Raw genomic sequence first — 17,014 nt, 5'->3', positions numbered from 1 at the left:
TTCCGTTTCGTGAGCAGTCCGCCCCCTCTTACTTGTCGGTGACGGCCCCTTCCGAGGCGCTCGAGACGAGCTTTGCGTACTTGGCCAGCACGCCTCGCGTGTAGAGCGGTTTCGGTTGCGTCCAGCGCGCGCGGCGCTCGGCAAGCACCGCATCCGACACACCAAGGCTGATTTCGCGGGTTTCCGCATCGATGGTAATGGCATCGCCGTTCTCGACCAGCGCAATCGGGCCGCCATCGAAGGCTTCCGGCGTGATGTGACCCACCACGAAGCCGTGCGAGCCGCCGGAGAAGCGGCCATCGGTGATGAGCGCGACATCCTTGCCGAGGCCCTTTCCCATCACAGCCGAGGTCGGCGACAGCATTTCGCGCATGCCCGGACCGCCTTTCGGACCCTCGTAGCGGATCACGATGACATCGCCGGCGACCACCTCGCCGTTGAGGATGCCAGCCAGCGCCGCTTCCTCGCCGTGGTAGACGCGCGCGCGGCCCGCGAAGCGCAGGCCTTCCTTGCCGGTGATCTTGGCGACCGCGCCGGTTGGCGACAGGTTGCCGTGCAGGATGACCAGATGCGAGTCCTTCTTGATCGGGTTGTCGAAGGGACGAATGATGTCCTGGCCGGCCGGATACTCGGCGACATCGGCGAGATTCTCCGCCAGCGTCTTGCCGGTGACGGTAAGCACGTCGCCGTGCAACAGGCCGGCATCGAGCATGCGCTTCATCAGCGGCTGGATGCCGCCGATGGCGACCAGTTCGGACATCATGTATTTGCCGCTTGGACGCAGGTCGGCGAGCACCGGCGTGGTCTTGCCGAGCTCGATGAAGTCATCCAGCGCCAGCTTCACCTCCACGGCGTGAGCCATCGCCAGCAAATGCAGCACGCCGTTGGTGGAACCGGCGAGCGCGATGATCACGCGGATCGCATTCTCGAAGGCCTTGCGGGTCATGATGTCACGCGGCTTGATGTCGCGTGCCAGCAGTTCCAGCACCTGCTGACCGGCACGGAAGCAGTCCGAGGCCTTGTCGGTCGAGATCGCGTCCTGCGCCGACGAACCCGGCAGCGACATGCCCAGGGCTTCGATGGCCGAGGCCATGGTGTTGGCGGTGTACATGCCGCCGCACGAGCCCGGACCCGGGATGGCGGTGTCCTCGATCTGCTTGACCTGCACCAGGCTGAGTTCGCCTGCGGCGTGCCGGCCGACGGCCTCGAACACCGAGATGATGTCGGTGTGGCCGGCGCCGGGCCTGATGGTGCCGCCGTAGACGAAGATCGAGGGGCGGTTCAGGCGTGCCATGCCGATGAGGCAACCGGGCATGTTCTTGTCGCAACCCCCCACGGCGATGAGGCCGTCGAAGCCTTCGCAGCCGGCCACGGTTTCGATGGAGTCGGCGATGACTTCACGCGACACCAGCGAATACTTCATGCCTTCGGTGCCATTGGCGATGCCGTCCGAGACGGTGATGGTGTTGAAGATAACGGCCTTCCCACCCGCCGCGTTGGCACCCTTCTCGGCCTCGCGCGCGAGTTTGTCGATGTGCATGTTGCAGGGCGTGACATTGGCCCAGGTCGAGGCGATGCCGATCTGCGGCTTCTTGAAATCCTCGTCGGTGAAACCGACCGCACGCAACATGGCACGAGCGGGGGTGGCCTCGATGCCATCCACCACCTGAGAGGAATACGTGCGCATGTTGTCAGTGATGTCCGTCATCTCGATAACCTTTGTAGTGGCTTGCGCAAGCGCGCAGGCATTCCGCGTCGACGCAACAACTGGGCGAGGGGTGTCCAGTTACAGGTCTTGCCAACACCCGAGTCAGTGTCGGTGTTGAATACGCCCTGCCTCATCACGCCCACGGCGTGCTCGCCGCCCCGAATCTCGATCGGAATACTGACCGGACGTCGTATGAAGTGCCTCATGGCCGTCCCCAGGGGCGCGTGGTCCCTCCCTCGTAAGGGGGCTCCAGCGCAGCATTGCCGTTGGGCAGCGACGCTGTGATCGGGTTCCGGGTGCTGGCAGGCCAGCACAGTCAGCAGCAACCGACTGCCCCGCTACGGCCCGGGCACTGACGGGTCAGACGGACGATTCCCCGGTCAGCCCCGCATGCGCGGCGTCCGGGAGGCAGTCCTCCTCGCGCGCCTGCGCCTCCAGCCAGTCCGCGAGTTCGGTGAGAGCGACGAACTCCAGGTCGGGCCGCACGTCCTCGCGCTCCCAGCGTGCGCCCACCCGGTTGAGCCAGCACGCGCGCAGGCCGGCGCGGGCGGCGCCAGCTACGTCCGTCTCGACGTGATCGCCGACGTGCAGCACTTCGGCCGGCCGGTAGCCCAGACGCGTGCACGCGGCCAGGAAGATGCCACGGTCCGGCTTGGCGGCGCCGTGCTCGCACGCGCCAAGCTGGAAGGCGAAGTGCCCGGCCAAGCCGATTCGCTGCAGGTCGGCGTTGCCGTTCGTGATCGCCGCCACCGGCATCCGCGCGGCAAGGCGTTGCAGGGCGTCGAGGCTGTCCGGATAGCACTCCACTTGGTTGCGCGCGGCGTAGAACGCTTCGAACGCGGACTCCAGCAGGGACAGATCGGCACCGCTCTCGCGCAGGGCGTGCGCGAGCGTCAGCCGGCGCAGCGCGCTCACGTCGTGCGCCAGCTCCGCATTGTCGGCGAAGATCCGCTCGCGCAGCGCCCGCATCGCCGGGATCGGGAACATCCGGGCGGTGCGCGGACTATGCAACAGCATCCAGTCGTGAATAGCCTGCTCGATCCGGACGCCGATCGGGGCGAACGGCCACAGGGTGTCGTCGAGGTCGAGGGTGATGGCGCGGACGGTGAAACTCATCGGCCCATTCTAAGCCATGGGCGCTGCTGAGCGCGGGTGACGCCGTCCCCTGCCACACCTCCAACGCCGACTTCACTTGGTCACGCCGCTGCCGACTTTGCACGGATCCAACCACACTTTGCGGCGAACTGCGTACCAGGAGTATTCAGTTGAGGGGGAATCGAGCCGCCTTGCCGAGAGTCACCGCAGCGTTCGAGCCCGCTCGCCAGATGGACCTGGGGAAGCCGAAGCGCGGCATTCCACCCGCGATAGCGAGCCGCCCCGGTTCGATCGGAATTGTGAAAAAAAGTAGCAACTGCACCGATTCCCGGCGAGCCGCGTACCCTTGCTGCAGCGTGTCAATTTCTCCTGGCCACCGCCGACGCCTGGATTCCCGGCCACCTAGCCGAAGTCGAAGCGCTTCCCCGCGGACGGCCTCAGTTTTGCCGATTGCCCCATGAACCAACCTTCACCTTCCCAATTTCCTCCCTTCAGCGGTCCCGCCATCCAGACGGCGCAGCGCCGGATCGAGCCGAACCACAATGCGTTGCGCCCTGGCACCCGGCTCGCCGAGTACGAGCTTCTGTCCGTCCTGGGCGAAGGGCGATTCGGCATCGTCTATCTGGCGATGGACCATGGCCTGCAGCGCGAAGTCGCCCTCAAGGAGTACCTCCCCGCCGCCTTCGCGTCGCGGGGCAGCGGAACGGAGGTGGTCCTGCGTTCGGACAGGCACGCTCAGACCTTCACCCTCGGCCTCAAGTCCTTCGTCGACGAGGCCCGACTGCTGGCCCGTTTCGATCACCCGGCCCTGGTGCGCGTGTATCGCTTCTGGGAGGACAACGGCACCGCCTATATCGTGATGCCCTACTACGAGGGAGTCACCCTCAGGGCCGCGCGTCAGGCCATGAAGCGACCGCCGGACGAAGCCTGGCTGCGCGGCCTGCTGTTGCCGCTGCTCGGCGCGGTCGACCTTCTGCACGGCGTTTCGTGCTATCCCCGCGACATCTCGCCGGGGAACGTCCTGCTGCTGCCCGACGGCCGCCCGGTGCTGCTGGATGTCGGCGCCGCGCACCCTGCCGTCGGCGATCGGGACGAGGCGCTCACCGCCGTCCTCGATCCGGCCTTCGCAGCGATCGAGCAGTACGCCGAATCGACCACGCTGCGGCAGGGGCCGTGGACCAACCTCTACGCGCTGGCCGCGGTCGCCTACTACTGCGTCAGCGGTCGATCGCCGCTGGCCTCCACCGTCCGCGCGCTGGACGACCAGATGGAGCCGCTGTTCGAGGTCGTGGACCGCCTCTCCCGCAGTTTCCCGGAACTGAACTACAGCGTGGCCTTCGTCGCGGCGATCGAACGGGCCCTTAACGTCAGACCCGAGGAGCGGCCCCAGAGCGTGGCTGAATTCCGGCGTGCGCTGCTCGGCGGCCGCAGCGCCGCGGAATCCATCGTGGTGCCGCCCGCGGTCGAGGAAGCTCAGCGGCACGAGACGTCGCCTCCGCTCCCGTCGTCCCGCGAGAGCGCGCCTTTCCATGTTTTCCCGAGTGCCGCTGATAACGGAAACGTCGAGGACACGTCCCCGAGACGCTCGGAGCCCCGGTCGACGGAAGCCGAGGCGAAACTGCAAGCGGCGCTGGCGTGGGAAACCGGGGCCCGGTTCGGATCGCCTCCCGGGCAAGCTCCAGGCGGGCGCATGGACGATACCGACGATGCTGCTTGGCGTGCCGCCTTGGAGGCGGCCCTAAGCCCGGATCCGGCGCAGATCGGCGGGTCTCCGCAATCGCGGGGCGACGCGAAAGCGGGCAGCTGGCGCCGGAGGTTGTTCGGGGGTATCGCGGTGGTGGCGCTCGTCATCCTGGGGGCAGGCGGCTGGACGATGTGGTCGGACTACCGTGACGCGAAGGGGGTGTCGGGCTCCCTGGCGCACAGCATGGAACCGGACGGACTGCCCGCTTCTCTCCTCCCCCCGGAGCCGCCGGTGACCGTCCTGCCCGAGTCGCGGGCGGAATTACCCCCATTGGTGCCCTCCGGCGCGGTGGCCGAGCCGCAGTTGCCGCTACCGGGAACCGCTGTGCCGGAAGCGGCACCGGGCGAGCCCGCTGCGTGGGAAGAGGCCCCGGTGGCGCAAGCGCCGCCCGAGGGGGAGCCGCCGCCGTCTCGCGCCGTAGCGGAGGAAATGCCAAGCCCGCCGTCCCCCGCCGAGGCCGTCAAGAAGGAGCCGAACAATCCGCGCGTGCTATGCGAGCCGCGCACGCACTTCTCCCTCTACCGCTGCATGAAAGATGCGTGCGAGCGACCGAAGTACTTCGACCACCCCGAGTGCAAGTACCTGCGAGTGACGGACACGGTGCGGGCAATCCCGTAAGGATGAATGCCGCAGCCAATCGGGAGATATCGTGCCGAGAGCCTCTGGGAAATCGGCCGATTCCTGCCCGCTTGGCGCGGACGAGTCCTCCAAGATCAACCAGCGCTCGACCCGACTCGCGTACGACAACTTGTTCTCCTGATTGCCGGTCGACAGGAAGGAGACTTTTTCTTGGCGATTCGAACTATTGGATTTGAAATAGCGACACCGTGAGGAAGAGCATGCTCAAAAACTGGCTTGCAATGCTCCTGGGAACGTATGTGCTCGGGCTCTCCGCTCACCTCGCCGCCTCCCCGGCCGGAGATGACGGCCCGCTCGCCACGATCCCTTCGCTGGACATTCCACGCTACATGGGGCGCTGGTACGAGATTGCGAAGTACCCGAACCGGTTCCAGAAGAAATGCGTCGGGGACACCAGCGCGGAATACAGCCTCGAGCCGGACGGGAATGTGCAGGTCATCAACCGATGCCGCCTGGAAGATGGCCAGTTCGACGAGGCTGTCGGGGCAGCGCGCCAGCTCGGCGATCGGTCGTCGCCAAAACTGGAAGTCCGCTTCGCTCCGGCGTGGCTGTCCTTCATTCCCGCCGTCTGGGGCGACTACTGGGTGATCGACCTCGATAGCGACTACCAACTGGCGGTGGTCAGCGAGCCGAAACGTGAATACTTGTGGATCCTCTCCCGAAGCCCGAAAGTCAGCCCGGATGTTTATGACAAGCTGTTGCAACGACTGCGTGACCAGGGCTTCGACACGCGCAAGTTGGAGAGGACTCTCCAAGCCGCGAAGAACTGAGCGTGCGGATTCCGACCCATCGTGACCGCTGATTCCGAGCAGCGGGGCCTACCATTCGTCGCCCGGCCGGCATCGGCGTCAGCCGCGCCGAGCGGCTTCGATCGCAGCGATGTCGATCTTTCTCATCCCCATCATGGCTTCGAACGCGCGCTTGGCTACGGCTCGATCAGGATCGGCGATCGCAGCCGTAAGGGCGCGTGGGGTGATTTGCCACGACAATCCCCACTTGTCCTTGCACCAGCCGCATGCGCTTTCCTGCCCGCCGTTGCCGACAATCGCGTTCCACAAGCGGTCCGTTTCGGCCTGGTCGTCGGTCGCAACCTGGAACGAGAAAGCCTCGTTGTGTTGGAACGCCGGCCCGCCGTTCAGGCCCAGACAAGGGATGCCCATCACCGTGAACTCGACCGTCAAGACATCCCCCTGCTTGCCCGCCGGATAGTCGGCAGGCGCGCGATAAACAGCTCCCATCTGGCTGTCCGGGAACGTCTCGGCGTAGAACTTCGCGGCGTCCAGCGCGGTGCCGTCGTACCACAGACAAATCGTGTTCTTGCTCATCATCTGGGTTCTCCTGAATGGGGGAGATACGTGCAGTTTAGTCGCACAGACAGGCCGACGACTCTGCAATTTGCGCACCCCCGGAGCAATGCATGGCCGGTGTCCGGCCGATAGCGGACAAGACTGTTGCCGGCAATCTCGCCCCCCACTTTGCCCCTTCAACATAGCACCCGGAACCTGACGCGGCGTCGCTGCCCAGCGCCAACGCCGCGCGAGCCACCGGCGCGTACGAACGGAAATTGCAGCAACTCGCGCGCGTGCCGGTCCTCATCATTGATGACTTCGGGCTCAAACCGCTTCGTTCACCCGCCGACGAAGATCTGCATGACCTGATCGCCGAGCGTTACGAGCAGGCCGCCACCGTCGTCACCAGCAATCTCGATTTCGCCGAGTGGGACCAGGCCTTCCACGGCAACCGGCTCCTCGCCTCGGCCACCGTCGATCGGCTGCGACACAACGCCTATTATTGCCTGACGCTCGACGGGGCCTCTTACCGCGCGCCGCGACAGGGGCCGAACCGGGCGAAAACAGCCCGGGACCCCGAAAAACAGCGAATCTTGAACCCCGCAGACGTTCGTCAGAGCCCCTTTACGCTGGCTCCTATATGCCAATCATCAGTGGCCCGAATGTGCCGGTCAGTGACATGTGGTGAGATGGGATACCGTGCTCAAGCTTCATGAACCCTCGCAATCAGTCGAGCTTGGCCTCGGGCCGTCGCGGGCGATAACCGCGGACCGCCGTTGGCCGCCGGCGTATTCGCCAGTAAGCTCGTGCGACGGGTCGCACCGGGATCGAACGCCCCTTTCGCCTCGCCCCGCCAGGAGACCGACATGAGCGACCCATCAACCCGGCAGCGCATCCCCACCTACTGCGCCCTCTGCATTTCCCGCTGCGGCTGCCTGGCGGTGGTCGAGGACGGGCGTCTGCTCGGCGTCGAGCCGGACCCCGCGCACCCCACCGGCAAGGCGCTGTGCATCAAGGCGAAGGCCGCGCCGGAACTGGTCCATCACCCCGACCGCCTGACCATGCCGCTACGCCGCACCCGCCCCAAGGCCGAGGCCGATCCCGGCTGGCGGGCGATTTCCTGGGACGAGGCGCTCGACGAGATCGGCGACCGGCTGCGCGCCATCGGCCCGCTCGCCACCACCTTCGCGGTGACTACGCCGAGCGGCACGGCCATCGCCGACAGCTTTGGCTGGATTCACCGCCTGGCGCACGCCTTCGGCAGCCCAAACCTGATTTTCGCGACCGAGAACTGCAACTGGCACAAGGACTTTTCCCCGGCACTGACCTGGGGGGCAGGAATCGGCATGCCCGACTACGAGAACACCGGCTGCATCCTGCTCTGGGGCTTTGACCCGGCCGCCACTTGGCTGGCGCAAACCGAGGAAATCCGCCGCGCTCAGAAGCGCGGGGCGTGCTTGGTGGTGATCGACCCGCGCGGCGCCGGCCTGGCGCGTGGCGCCGACCTCTGGCTGGCGCCGCGCCCGGGAAGCGACGCCGCGCTGGCGCTCGGCCTCATCCACCTGCTGCTCGAAGACGGGCATATCGACCGCGATTTCCTCGCCCGCCACAGCGACGCCTTCGACCCCGCCCCCGACGGCCACGGCACGGTGCTGGAGCACCTCGCCGAGCGCGCCGCCGGCTTCCCGCCGGAGCGGGTGGCCGAACTCACCGGGGTCGACGCCACCGCCGTGCGCCAAGCGGCCCGGCTCATCGCCACCTCCGGCCCGCTCTCCTTCTTCACCTGGACCGGCACCTGCCAGCAGGCCAACGCCACCCAGACCACGCGCGCCATCAACCTGCTCTACGCGCTGACCGGCTGGCTGGACGCGCCGGGCGGCAACGTCTGGTTCGCCAAGCCGCCACTCGCCGACATCGCCGGCTTCGAACTGGTCGACGCCGCCACCCGGCAACACACCTACGCCCGCCAAGAGCGCCCACTCGGCCCGAGCAGCAAGGGCTGGGTGACCAGCCGCGATTTCTTCAACGCCGTCCTCGCGTCACCGGCGCCGCACGCGCTGGTCTCCTTCGGGGGCAATTTCCTGCTCACCAAGCCGGGGGCGGCGCTCGCCGAGAAGGCGCTGGCCGGGCTGGACTTCTTCGTGCAGACCGAGCTCTTCCACACCCCCACCACGCGCTGGGGCGACCTCGTACTGCCCGTCGCCTCATGCTGGGAACGCCCCGGCCTGCAAGGCGGCTTCATGGTCAGCCAGGCGGCGGAAAGCCATGTCCAGCTGCGCCCGGCGGTGGCTGCTCCGCCCGGCGAGGCGCGGGCGGACACCGCCATCGTCTTCGCCATCGCCCACCGCCTCGGGCTGGATCAGCGCTTCTTTGGCGGCGACCCCGCCGCCGGGCTGGCCCACGTTCTCGCGCCCGCCGGGCTCACCCCGGAAGCCGTGCGTGCTGCGCCGCGCGGCCTCACCGTGCCGCTCGCCACCCGCTATCGCAAGTACGAGGACGAAGGCTTCGCCACCCCGGGCGGCAAGCTGCAGCTGTGGTCCGCGGCCCTCGCCGGGGCCGGGCACGACCCCCTGCCCGACTACGCGCCACCCACGGTCGACCCGCGATTTCCCTGGCGGCTGACCTGCGGCAAGATCACACCCTATTGTCACAGCCAGCAGCGCAACCAGCCGGCGCTGCGCCGCCACGCCCCGCAGCCGGTGGCCGAACTGGCGCCCGACGTGGCGGCGGCGGCCGGCGTCGCCGACGGGGAGAAGGTGGCGATCCGCGCGGCGAGCGGCGAAATGCGCGCCGCCGCGCGCATCAACCGGCACCTGGCGGTGGGCACGGTGTGGGCGCAGTACGGCTGGTGGAGCGCGGAGGAGGCAGTCAATTACAACGCCTGCAGCGACGCCGAATGCTTCGACCCGGTGGCCGGCTCCAACGCCCTGCGCGGCATTCCCTGCGCGGTGGAGCGCCTGGTCTCAGACCGGGATCGTGGATCATTGGGTTTCGGCCGGAGACCTTGAGGAGTCCGTTGATCACGGAATTCAGCTCACCGCCGATCTGGTCGATTCGGCCAAGGGTTGCCACAGTGCGCTTCTTCACCCGCCCGGCATCATCTCGGTAGGACTCGACGAGTTGGACATAGCGGCGGCCGCCGGAGGAGGTGAGCTTGACGAACAGGCCGCCCCTTTATCAGTACGGTATCCAGCGTCAAGGAAGGCGGTTGCTGTTACAAACATGCCACAACACTTTCGGACAAATCGGACTGGAACCCGCATGAATAGCGGGGCGGGTTGCCCGAAAACGGCGTTTTTCGGCCTGAACAGTCGAACTCAGGTGGCCGGCTTGGCGCTCGTTCTCGGCAGCGAGCGATCGCCGGGACGAAGTGCTGTTCGTTATGGTGATCACCCGCGCCCGCCGTGGTGCCCCTGCAGCGCCACCACGGCGAACACCTCACTCCTTTCCGCTGTTTCACCACTTCCTGGGACACCGTCAAGCACAGCCAATTCGGTGGCGAGCCCTCGCCCCGAACTACTAGCTCCCGCGTGTATCGCCACGATGTCGCTGCGTGAGCATGATGAACTCGCGTCCACGGCCAACTTCGCTGCTGACGCACCGCTTTATTCCGCTTTACTCCGGAGTGGCAAAACCGCTTCGCCACTCGTATCTGGGCGAAAAAAAGCCCGCTATAGCCGGCTTAAGTCTTTGATTCTTTTGGAGGCGCGAACCGGAATCGAAGCGATGTACACGGCTTTGCAGGCCGTAGGATTCCCAGTATTGGCCCGGGTTTCAGGGCCGTTGCCACTCGGGCTGCCACTTTTTCTGCGGCGCTTGATGCTGCGTATCTCCGCTCTGTGCAGATGTCGCGACGACCTCGACATCCACGAAGATCCGTCCTCAAACCGCGTAGCTCAACTGGCGCTGGTGTCGCATCGCCAAGAGCACTACCCGGTCGCTCGAATGCGCATACAACACCACGTGACACTTGAGCACATATTCACGCATGTGCGGCAATCCCGCCTCATCGGCCAGGGCTTGGACCTTGCGGGCACGAATCCGCGCTTGAATGGACCGCCCGGCGAAAAACCGCGCAGGGCGGCCCCCGGCTGGCGCCCATCGGAGCGTCTCGGTCATCTCACGCAACTCGGCACGGAGCGCCCGAAATCGATCATTGGCGGTCGTCTCGTCCTGCTCGACGAAGAACGCCCTCGCCTCCTCCAGACACGCGGCGAAATGCCGCGTCGCGGCGACACTGGCTCGCTGAATTAGCGCCACCGGCATTCACTCCGCAAGCAAGCGCTTAAGCTCGTCTTCGGCGACGGTCTGCCCTTCCAGCACTTGGCGTAGCCCGACCTCGGCGTCGTCCAGCAGCACCAAGCAGGCGTGCTCCTCTTCAAGGACGTGGTAGTAGTCGAGCTTCCTGGCGTCCACGATGGCCACGTAGCTCGCGCCGTTCTTGGTCAGTATCTTTTCGGCCCCCGTCCCCACGACCTCCTCGGCGAGCTCGGTCAAGCGCGCTCGCGCCTCGCTAATCGGGACCACGTCGCTGGCACGCATCTTCGGCTCCTTAACGAATCCGTTAACGCCACCACTGTAGCGGAGAAACGAGGCTGCGGAAAGTTTGAATCGCCTGCCGCAGGGCCCAGCGCGATTAGGGCGCCCCGTTTCGCACAGGGGGTCCAACCTGCTCATGTCGGCTCGAGCGCGTGGGCATGCACAACGACTATCAGGACGCTGCCGTTCCCAGATGCCAGTCGGCGCGGATCTCCCCTACATCGGCAAGGTGAATTGAAAGCGCGACCCGCCCTTGCCGATCCTCGAAAACGAAAGCTGTCCGCCGTGCGACTCGACGATCGAGCGGCAGATCGTCAGGCCGATGCCCATCCCGTCGGGCTTGGTGGAAAAGTAGGGCTCGAACACGCGCTTCGCGGACCGCTTCTCGAGCCCCGTGCCGTGGTCCTGGACGAACACCTTCATCGCCCCGCCCGCGTCGACGATCTCGCTGCCGATCACGAGCTTGCGCGCCTCGGGCGGCAGGCTCGTCATCGCCTCCATGCCGTTTTTCATCAGGTTGAACAACACCTGCTGGATCTCGACCTTGCACAGCGGCACCAGCGGGGGTTCTTGCAGTAGGCGCAAGTCGACACTGACGTCGTGACGGCGGACCTCGAAATTGAGGAACGAGAGCGCATCCTGGATCACCTCGTTGATGTTCTCGGGTTCCTTGTCCGGCTTGTGCTTGCAGACGAACTCCTTGACGTGGCGCAGGATCTCGCCCGCCTGCTCGAGATACTTCAGCGCGAGCCCCATCGACTCGGATATTTCCCCGACGCCGTCGACGCGCTCGAGACGCAGCATGCAGCCGTTCAGGTAATTGACCGCGGACACCAGCGGCTGCCCCATCTGGTGCGCAAGGGCGGCCCCCATTTCGGCCATCGAGTTGATGCGCCCGAGCCGCGTGAGCTCCGCGTGGCGCAGCCGTTCGAGCTCTTCGATGCGCTTGCGGTAGGTAATGTCGGTGAAGGCGGCGACGACGAACTGCTGGTCCTTGCGCTCGATCAGCGACGAGCTGACGCTCAGCCAGCGCAGCTTGCGTCCCTTCTCGTCGCGCATCCCGATTTCGATGTTGTTGATCGAATCCTTCTGGAAATCGCGGATCTGCCAAGGCAGGCGATGCCTCGGGATCTCCGTGCCGTCGTGCAGGAAGAAGCGCAGCGGCAGTTTCCGCCAGTTCTCGGGCGCGGCACGCCGCACGCCGACCATCTCGGCAAATTGGCAATTGGCCTCGAGGATGGTGCCGTGCGTATCCGTGATCGAAATGCCGATCGGCAGCATGTGGAAGAGCTTCTGGTATTTCTCGCGATTCTCGTTCGCGGCTTCCTCGGCGCGCTGGCGCGTCGCGACTTCCTCCTCCAGGCTCGCGACGTGCCGGCTGAGCTCCACGGTTCGCTGCTGCACGACGATTTCGAGCTTCTCGACGTCGGCCTTCAATTCGTCCTCGATCCGCTTGTGCTCGGAGATGTCCTGCACCACCCAGATGCTGCCGAGCTTCGGGTTGGCCGGGTCGAGCAAGGTGCCGGTGACGATGCACCAGATCAGCGTGCCGTCCTTGCGCACGAACGGCCGCTCGTCCTTGAACGTGTGACCGCGTTCGAAGAAGTGGCCGTATTTCCGACCGATCGTCGCAAACAATTCGTCACTCGGGTAATGCACGCGGACCGACTGGTTGTCGAGTTCGCCGGGTTCGTACCCGAACACTTCCTCGTATCGCCGGTTACAGCGCCTGATCGTGCGGTTGAACAGGTGGCAGATCGCCACGGGCGTATTGCGAAAGAGCGCTTCATAGCCGACCGAGGCATCCTCACCCTGCTCGTCGTTCAATGCCATGTCGAACACGTCATCCCTCATGCGCACCACCTCCCTGCATCCCCAAACACCAGCAACTCGAACAAGCGACAGCGCAATCGACCGAGGGCCCACTTTCGGCAGAGATATCAATCCCTGGATCCGAGCCTGATCCGATTGTGCGCCTGCGATGCCGCAACTGCATTAGGGGCAACCCCCCTTTCGTTAGGTGTTCGCACCAATTGGTTTGGTTAAACGGGAGGTGCTTAATTCAATCCACGGTCGCCGGCCAAAAGTGCCTCGGAACCTGCGTCCTCCGTCACCTGATAGTCACACCCCTCATTTGTTTGAAGTGCAACAAACCGCAGAGGCTGTCGTGAGAATTCCTCTTGTTACCGAAATACAGAGGTTCAGCCTGCAGGACGGGCCCGGGATCAGGACGACCATCTTCCTGAAGGGCTGCCCGCTACGTTGCCCGTGGTGCCACAACCCCGAAACCCAGGACGTGCGACAGGAGTTCTACTATTACCCGGCGCGCTGCGTCGGCTGCGGCCGATGCGTGGCCGTCTGCCCCGCGGGAACGTCCCGCCTGGTGCTCAACTCGGACGGCCGCACGACCGTCGAGATCGATCGCACGGACTGTCAGCGCTGCATGCGTTGCGTCGCCGCCTGCCTGACTGACGCGCGTACCACTGTCGGGCAACGCATGAGCGTTGAGGAAATCATGCGCGAAGCCTTGTCGGACTCCCTCTTCTACCGCAATAGCGGTGGCGGAGTCACCATCAGCGGCGGCGATCCTCTCTTCCATCCTGCATTCACGTTGGAACTGGCGCGCGAAATAAAGGCGCGCGACGTCCACGTGGCGATTGAAACGTCCTGCTTTCCAAAGAACTGGGCGGTTATCCAGCCGCTGCTGGAATTTGTCGATCTCTTCATCGTCGACCTGAAATCCCTGAATCCAAAAAAACATGAAGAAGTGGTTGGTTGGCCGCTTCAGCCAATACTCGACAACATCGAGCATCTCATTCAATCCGGGGCCAATATCCGCATCCATATTCCCGTGATCCCTGGATTCAACGATTCCTCCCAGGATTTCGACGACTACATCAGTTATCTGGGTCGTCATGCCGCACAACTGGATGGCGTCGACATTCTCAATTACCACGTCTATGGAGAAGGAAAATACTGCTCCCTGGGCAGGGAAAGGGAATACGAATACTTGGGTGTGGAGGAAAACCCGCCCGAGACAGTAGTGCCTTTGGCAAAAGGCTTGAAGCTAGCGGGCATCAAGAGCGTGACGATCGGCGGGTTAGTCGGTATCACGACGGACAAGCACGAGACGATTCGCGATGTCGGCACTGGGTGTATCACATAATCAAAGGAGACATATCCATGGAAACGACCACATGCGAGCAGTGCACAAATTTCTTTCCTGTCCCCCCAGGCGCGGATGACTACGAAGCCGGCAAGGCCGATTGCGTGCGACAAAAGGAAGATGAAAAAGGCAAATACTGGCTCTCCAAGCCCGTTTTCGAGAACAGCACGCAATGCGAAGCATTTTGCGCGAAACGATAAAACATAATCCTGAGGAGACAGTCATGAATGACATCGCGAGCGCCAAGGTTCTGGAATACAAGGGGAATACGCTCAGGTTCACGCCGGAAGATCCGGCAGAAGCGAAAATTCCGGCCGACGAATTGCACGAGCATCTGCAAAAGCCGTCGACCGCGAGAACCAAGCGTCTGAAGGAGCGTTGCCGCTGGAAACATGCATCCGCCGGCGAGTTCATCGAAAAGAGCGTAACGGCCGGCATCGAGCGCATGCGTTATCTGACCGAAGCGCACAAGGCCAGCGTAGGGCAGCCGGAAGCCATCCGGCGCGCGCTCGGCTTGGCGAATGTTCTGAACAAATCGACCTTGGTGCTTCAAGAGGACGAATTCATCGTCGGCTACCACGCCGAAGATCCCAACATGTTCCCGCTGTATCCCGAACTGTCCCACATGGCGGTTCAGGACTACCTGAGGAGCGACTACTCGCCACAGCCGGCCGACGAGGCTGCGGCGATCAACGAGTACTGGAAGCCGCACAGCCTGCAAAGTAAGTGTCAGCCCTACTTCGATCCGGCAGACCTCGGCCGCATGTATCAGGTCAGCAGCATGGAGGCGCCCTCCTTCGCTTCCGGTTACAACAGCATCGTGCCGCCCTACGAAACCGTCCTGGAAGACGGGCTGCTAGCGCGCATCAAGCTCGCTGAGAAACATATCGCCGAAGCCCAGGCCGATATGTCCACCTTCCCCTGGGACGGCACCAAGGGCCTGGACAACATCGCCAAGATCGACAACTGGAAGGCGATGGTCATCGCCTGCAACGCCGTCATCAGCTGGGCGCGCCGCCAGGCCCGTCTGTGCCGGATCGTCGCCGAGAACTTTGAAACCGATCCGAAGCGTCAAGCCGAGCTGCTCGAAATTGCCGATATCTGCCAGCGCATTCCCGCCGAACCCTGCAAGGGCCTCAAGGATGCGATGCAGGCGAAATTTTTCACCTTCCTGATCTGCCACGCCATCGAGCGCTACGCGAGCGGCTACGCCCAGAAGGAAGACACCCTGCTGTGGCCGTACTACAAGGCCTCCGTCATCGACAAGAAGTTCCAGCCGATGGACCACATGGGCGCGGTGGAACTCGTCGAGATGGAACGTTTGAAGATTTCCGAGCACGGCGCCGGCAAATCGCGCGCCTACCGCGAAATTTTCCCGGGCTCGAACGATCTGTTCATCCTTACCGTCGGCGGCACGAACGCCAAGGGCGAGGACGCCTGCAACGACATGACCGACGCCATCCTCGAGGCGGCCAAGCGCATTCGCACGGCCGAACCGTCGATCGTCTTCCGCTACTCCAAAAAGAATCGTGAAAAGACGCTGCGCTGGGTTTTCGAGTGCATCCGCGACGGTCTCGGCTATCCGTCCATCAAGCACGACGAGATAGGCACCGAGCAGATGAAGGAATATGCCAAGTTCAGTCTCCACGGCAACGGCGCCACCGACGAGGAAGCACACAACTGGGTCAACGTGCTGTGCATGTCGCCCGGTATCCACGGCCGCCGCAAGACGCAAAAAACCCGTTCGGAAGGCGGCGGCTCGATCTTCCCGGCCAAGCTGCTGGAAATCACGCTTGACGGCGGCTACGACTGGTCCTACGCCGACATGCAGCTGGGCCCGAAGACCGGTGATCTCGCGTCGTTGAAGACCTTCGAGGACGTTTGGGAGGCCTTCCGCGAGCAGTACCAGTACGCGATCAACCTGTGCATCAGCACCAAGGACGTGTCGCGCTACTTCGAGCAGCGCTTCCTGCAGATGCCTTTCGTGTCAGCGATCGATGACGGCTGTATGGAACTCGGCATGGACGCCTGCGCCCTGTCCGAGCAGCCCAACGGCTGGCACAACCCGATCACGACGATCGTCGCGGCGAACTCCCTCGTGGCCATCAAGAAGCTGGTGTTCGAGGACAAGAAATACACCCTCGCGCAACTCAGCCAGGCCTTGAAGTCGAACTGGGAAGGCTTCGAGGAAATGCGCGTCGACTTCAAGCGTGCGCCGAAGTGGGGCAACGACGACGACTACGCCGACGGCATCATCACCCGCTTCTACGAGGAAATCATCGGCGGCGAAATGCGCAAGATCACCAACTATTCCGGCGGTCCGGTGATGCCGACCGGGCAGGCAGTCGGACTGTACATGGAAGTCGGTTCGCGCACGGGCCCGACGCCCGACGGCCGCTTCGGCGGCGAGGCGGCCGACGACGGCGGCATTTCCCCCTACATGGGCACCGACAAGAAGGGCCCGACGGCGGTGCTGCGCTCCGTGTCCAAGGTACAGAAGAACCAGAAAGGCAACCTGCTCAACCAACGCCTGTCGGTGCCGATCATGCGCTCCAAGCACGGTTTCGAAATCTGGAATTCGTACATGAAGACCTGGCACGACCTGAATATCGACCATGTTCAGTTCAATGTCGTCAGCACGGACGAAATGCGCGCCGCGCAGCGCGAACCGGAGAAGCACCATGACCTCATCGTGCGCGTTTCCGGCTACAGCGCCCGCTTCGTCGATATTCCAACCTACGGGCAGAACACCATCATTGCCCGTCAGGAACAGGACTTCAGCGCGTCCGATCTGGAATTCCTGAACGTCGAAATCTGAGAAACGCCGTTAAACG

14 protein-coding genes and 1 pseudogene are annotated in these 17,014 nt (G+C 64.2%); 8 read left to right on the top strand and 7 right to left on the bottom strand.

Annotated features, from left to right (window positions below):
* Positions 1-28: 28 nt before the first annotated feature.
* On the bottom strand, positions 29-1,708 hold the full coding sequence (gene ilvD / locus GO608_RS10475) for a dihydroxy-acid dehydratase (protein WP_169199230.1): 1,680 nt from the start codon (positions 1,706-1,708) through the stop codon (positions 29-31).
* Positions 1,709-2,068: 360 nt separating this feature from the next.
* Positions 2,069-2,824 (bottom strand): HAD family hydrolase, encoded by a 756-nt coding sequence (locus GO608_RS10470; protein ID WP_169199229.1) that lies wholly within the window; start codon positions 2,822-2,824, stop codon positions 2,069-2,071.
* A gap of 436 nt (positions 2,825-3,260) precedes the next feature.
* Here GO608_RS10470 and GO608_RS10465 point away from each other — a divergent pair, with 436 nt between their 5' ends.
* From GO608_RS10465 to GO608_RS10460, 3 genes are read left to right on the top strand one after another with little or no spacing between them, the layout of a single operon-like run.
* Positions 3,261-5,165 carry a serine/threonine protein kinase gene (locus GO608_RS10465; protein WP_169199228.1) on the top strand — a complete coding sequence of 635 codons (1,905 nt, stop codon included), beginning with the start codon at positions 3,261-3,263 and terminating at the stop codon, positions 5,163-5,165.
* A gap of 6 nt (positions 5,166-5,171) precedes the next feature.
* Positions 5,172-5,378, top strand: coding sequence for a CIA30 family protein (locus tag GO608_RS19675; RefSeq protein ID WP_169199227.1), 207 nt, complete (start codon positions 5,172-5,174; stop codon positions 5,376-5,378).
* 8 nt (positions 5,379-5,386) lie between these two features.
* Positions 5,387-5,956, top strand: a complete 570-nt coding sequence (locus GO608_RS10460) for a lipocalin family protein (RefSeq protein WP_169199226.1) — start codon at positions 5,387-5,389, stop codon at positions 5,954-5,956.
* A 78-nt stretch (positions 5,957-6,034) separates the two neighbouring features.
* Here GO608_RS10460 and GO608_RS10455 read toward each other — a convergent pair whose 3' ends face one another.
* Positions 6,035-6,514: a VOC family protein gene (locus tag GO608_RS10455; RefSeq protein WP_169199225.1), complete on the bottom strand. Its 480-nt coding sequence runs from the start codon at positions 6,512-6,514 to the stop codon at positions 6,035-6,037.
* 188 nt (positions 6,515-6,702) lie between these two features.
* Between GO608_RS10455 and GO608_RS19510 the strand changes: the two genes are divergently transcribed.
* Both GO608_RS19510 and GO608_RS10445 read left to right on the top strand, forming a co-directional pair.
* On the top strand, positions 6,703-7,191 hold the full coding sequence (locus GO608_RS19510; RefSeq protein ID WP_425532301.1) for an ATP-binding protein: 489 nt from the start codon (positions 6,703-6,705) through the stop codon (positions 7,189-7,191).
* Between the two features lie 150 nt (positions 7,192-7,341).
* The gene (locus GO608_RS10445; RefSeq protein WP_169199224.1) at positions 7,342-9,483 is read left to right on the top strand and encodes a molybdopterin-dependent oxidoreductase; all 2,142 of its coding nucleotides are present in this window, start codon (positions 7,342-7,344) and stop codon (positions 9,481-9,483) included.
* Here the strand turns inward: GO608_RS10445 and GO608_RS10440 are convergent.
* The 4 genes and pseudogenes from GO608_RS10440 to GO608_RS10425 form a co-directional block, all read right to left on the bottom strand.
* A pseudogene (locus GO608_RS10440) lies at positions 9,425-9,640 on the bottom strand (IS1634 family transposase); the annotation flags it as partial. The gene GO608_RS10445 and the pseudogene GO608_RS10440 sit on opposite strands and share 59 nt — an antisense overlap.
* 717 nt (positions 9,641-10,357) lie before the next feature.
* Entirely contained in the window at positions 10,358-10,741 is a 384-nt protein-coding gene (locus GO608_RS10435) for a hypothetical protein (protein ID WP_169199223.1), read from the bottom strand.
* Positions 10,742-11,017: a type II toxin-antitoxin system Phd/YefM family antitoxin gene (locus GO608_RS10430; RefSeq protein ID WP_169199222.1), complete on the bottom strand. Its 276-nt coding sequence runs from the start codon at positions 11,015-11,017 to the stop codon at positions 10,742-10,744.
* A gap of 213 nt (positions 11,018-11,230) precedes the next feature.
* Positions 11,231-12,868, bottom strand: a complete 1,638-nt coding sequence (locus GO608_RS10425) for a PAS domain-containing sensor histidine kinase (protein WP_169199221.1) — start codon at positions 12,866-12,868, stop codon at positions 11,231-11,233.
* Between the two features lie 313 nt (positions 12,869-13,181).
* Between GO608_RS10425 and bssD the strand changes: the two genes are divergently transcribed.
* From bssD to GO608_RS10410, 3 genes are read left to right on the top strand one after another with little or no spacing between them, the layout of a single operon-like run.
* A complete protein-coding gene (gene bssD, locus GO608_RS10420; RefSeq protein WP_169199220.1) occupies positions 13,182-14,180 on the top strand; it encodes a [benzylsuccinate synthase]-activating enzyme in 999 nt (332 codons plus the stop codon).
* 17 nt (positions 14,181-14,197) lie between these two features.
* Positions 14,198-14,380: a benzylsuccinate synthase gamma subunit family protein gene (locus GO608_RS10415; protein WP_169199219.1), complete on the top strand. Its 183-nt coding sequence runs from the start codon at positions 14,198-14,200 to the stop codon at positions 14,378-14,380.
* Between the two features lie 23 nt (positions 14,381-14,403).
* The gene (locus GO608_RS10410) at positions 14,404-16,998 is read left to right on the top strand and encodes a glycyl radical protein (protein ID WP_169199218.1); all 2,595 of its coding nucleotides are present in this window, start codon (positions 14,404-14,406) and stop codon (positions 16,996-16,998) included.
* Positions 16,999-17,014: the final 16 nt, after the last annotated feature.

It is taken from the genome of Aromatoleum buckelii (assembly GCF_012910785.2).
GTDB lineage: Bacteria > Pseudomonadota > Gammaproteobacteria > Burkholderiales > Rhodocyclaceae > Aromatoleum > Aromatoleum buckelii.
The sequence above is the reverse complement of the archived record's forward strand: the minus strand, read 5'-3'. Positions and strand labels throughout refer to the sequence as shown.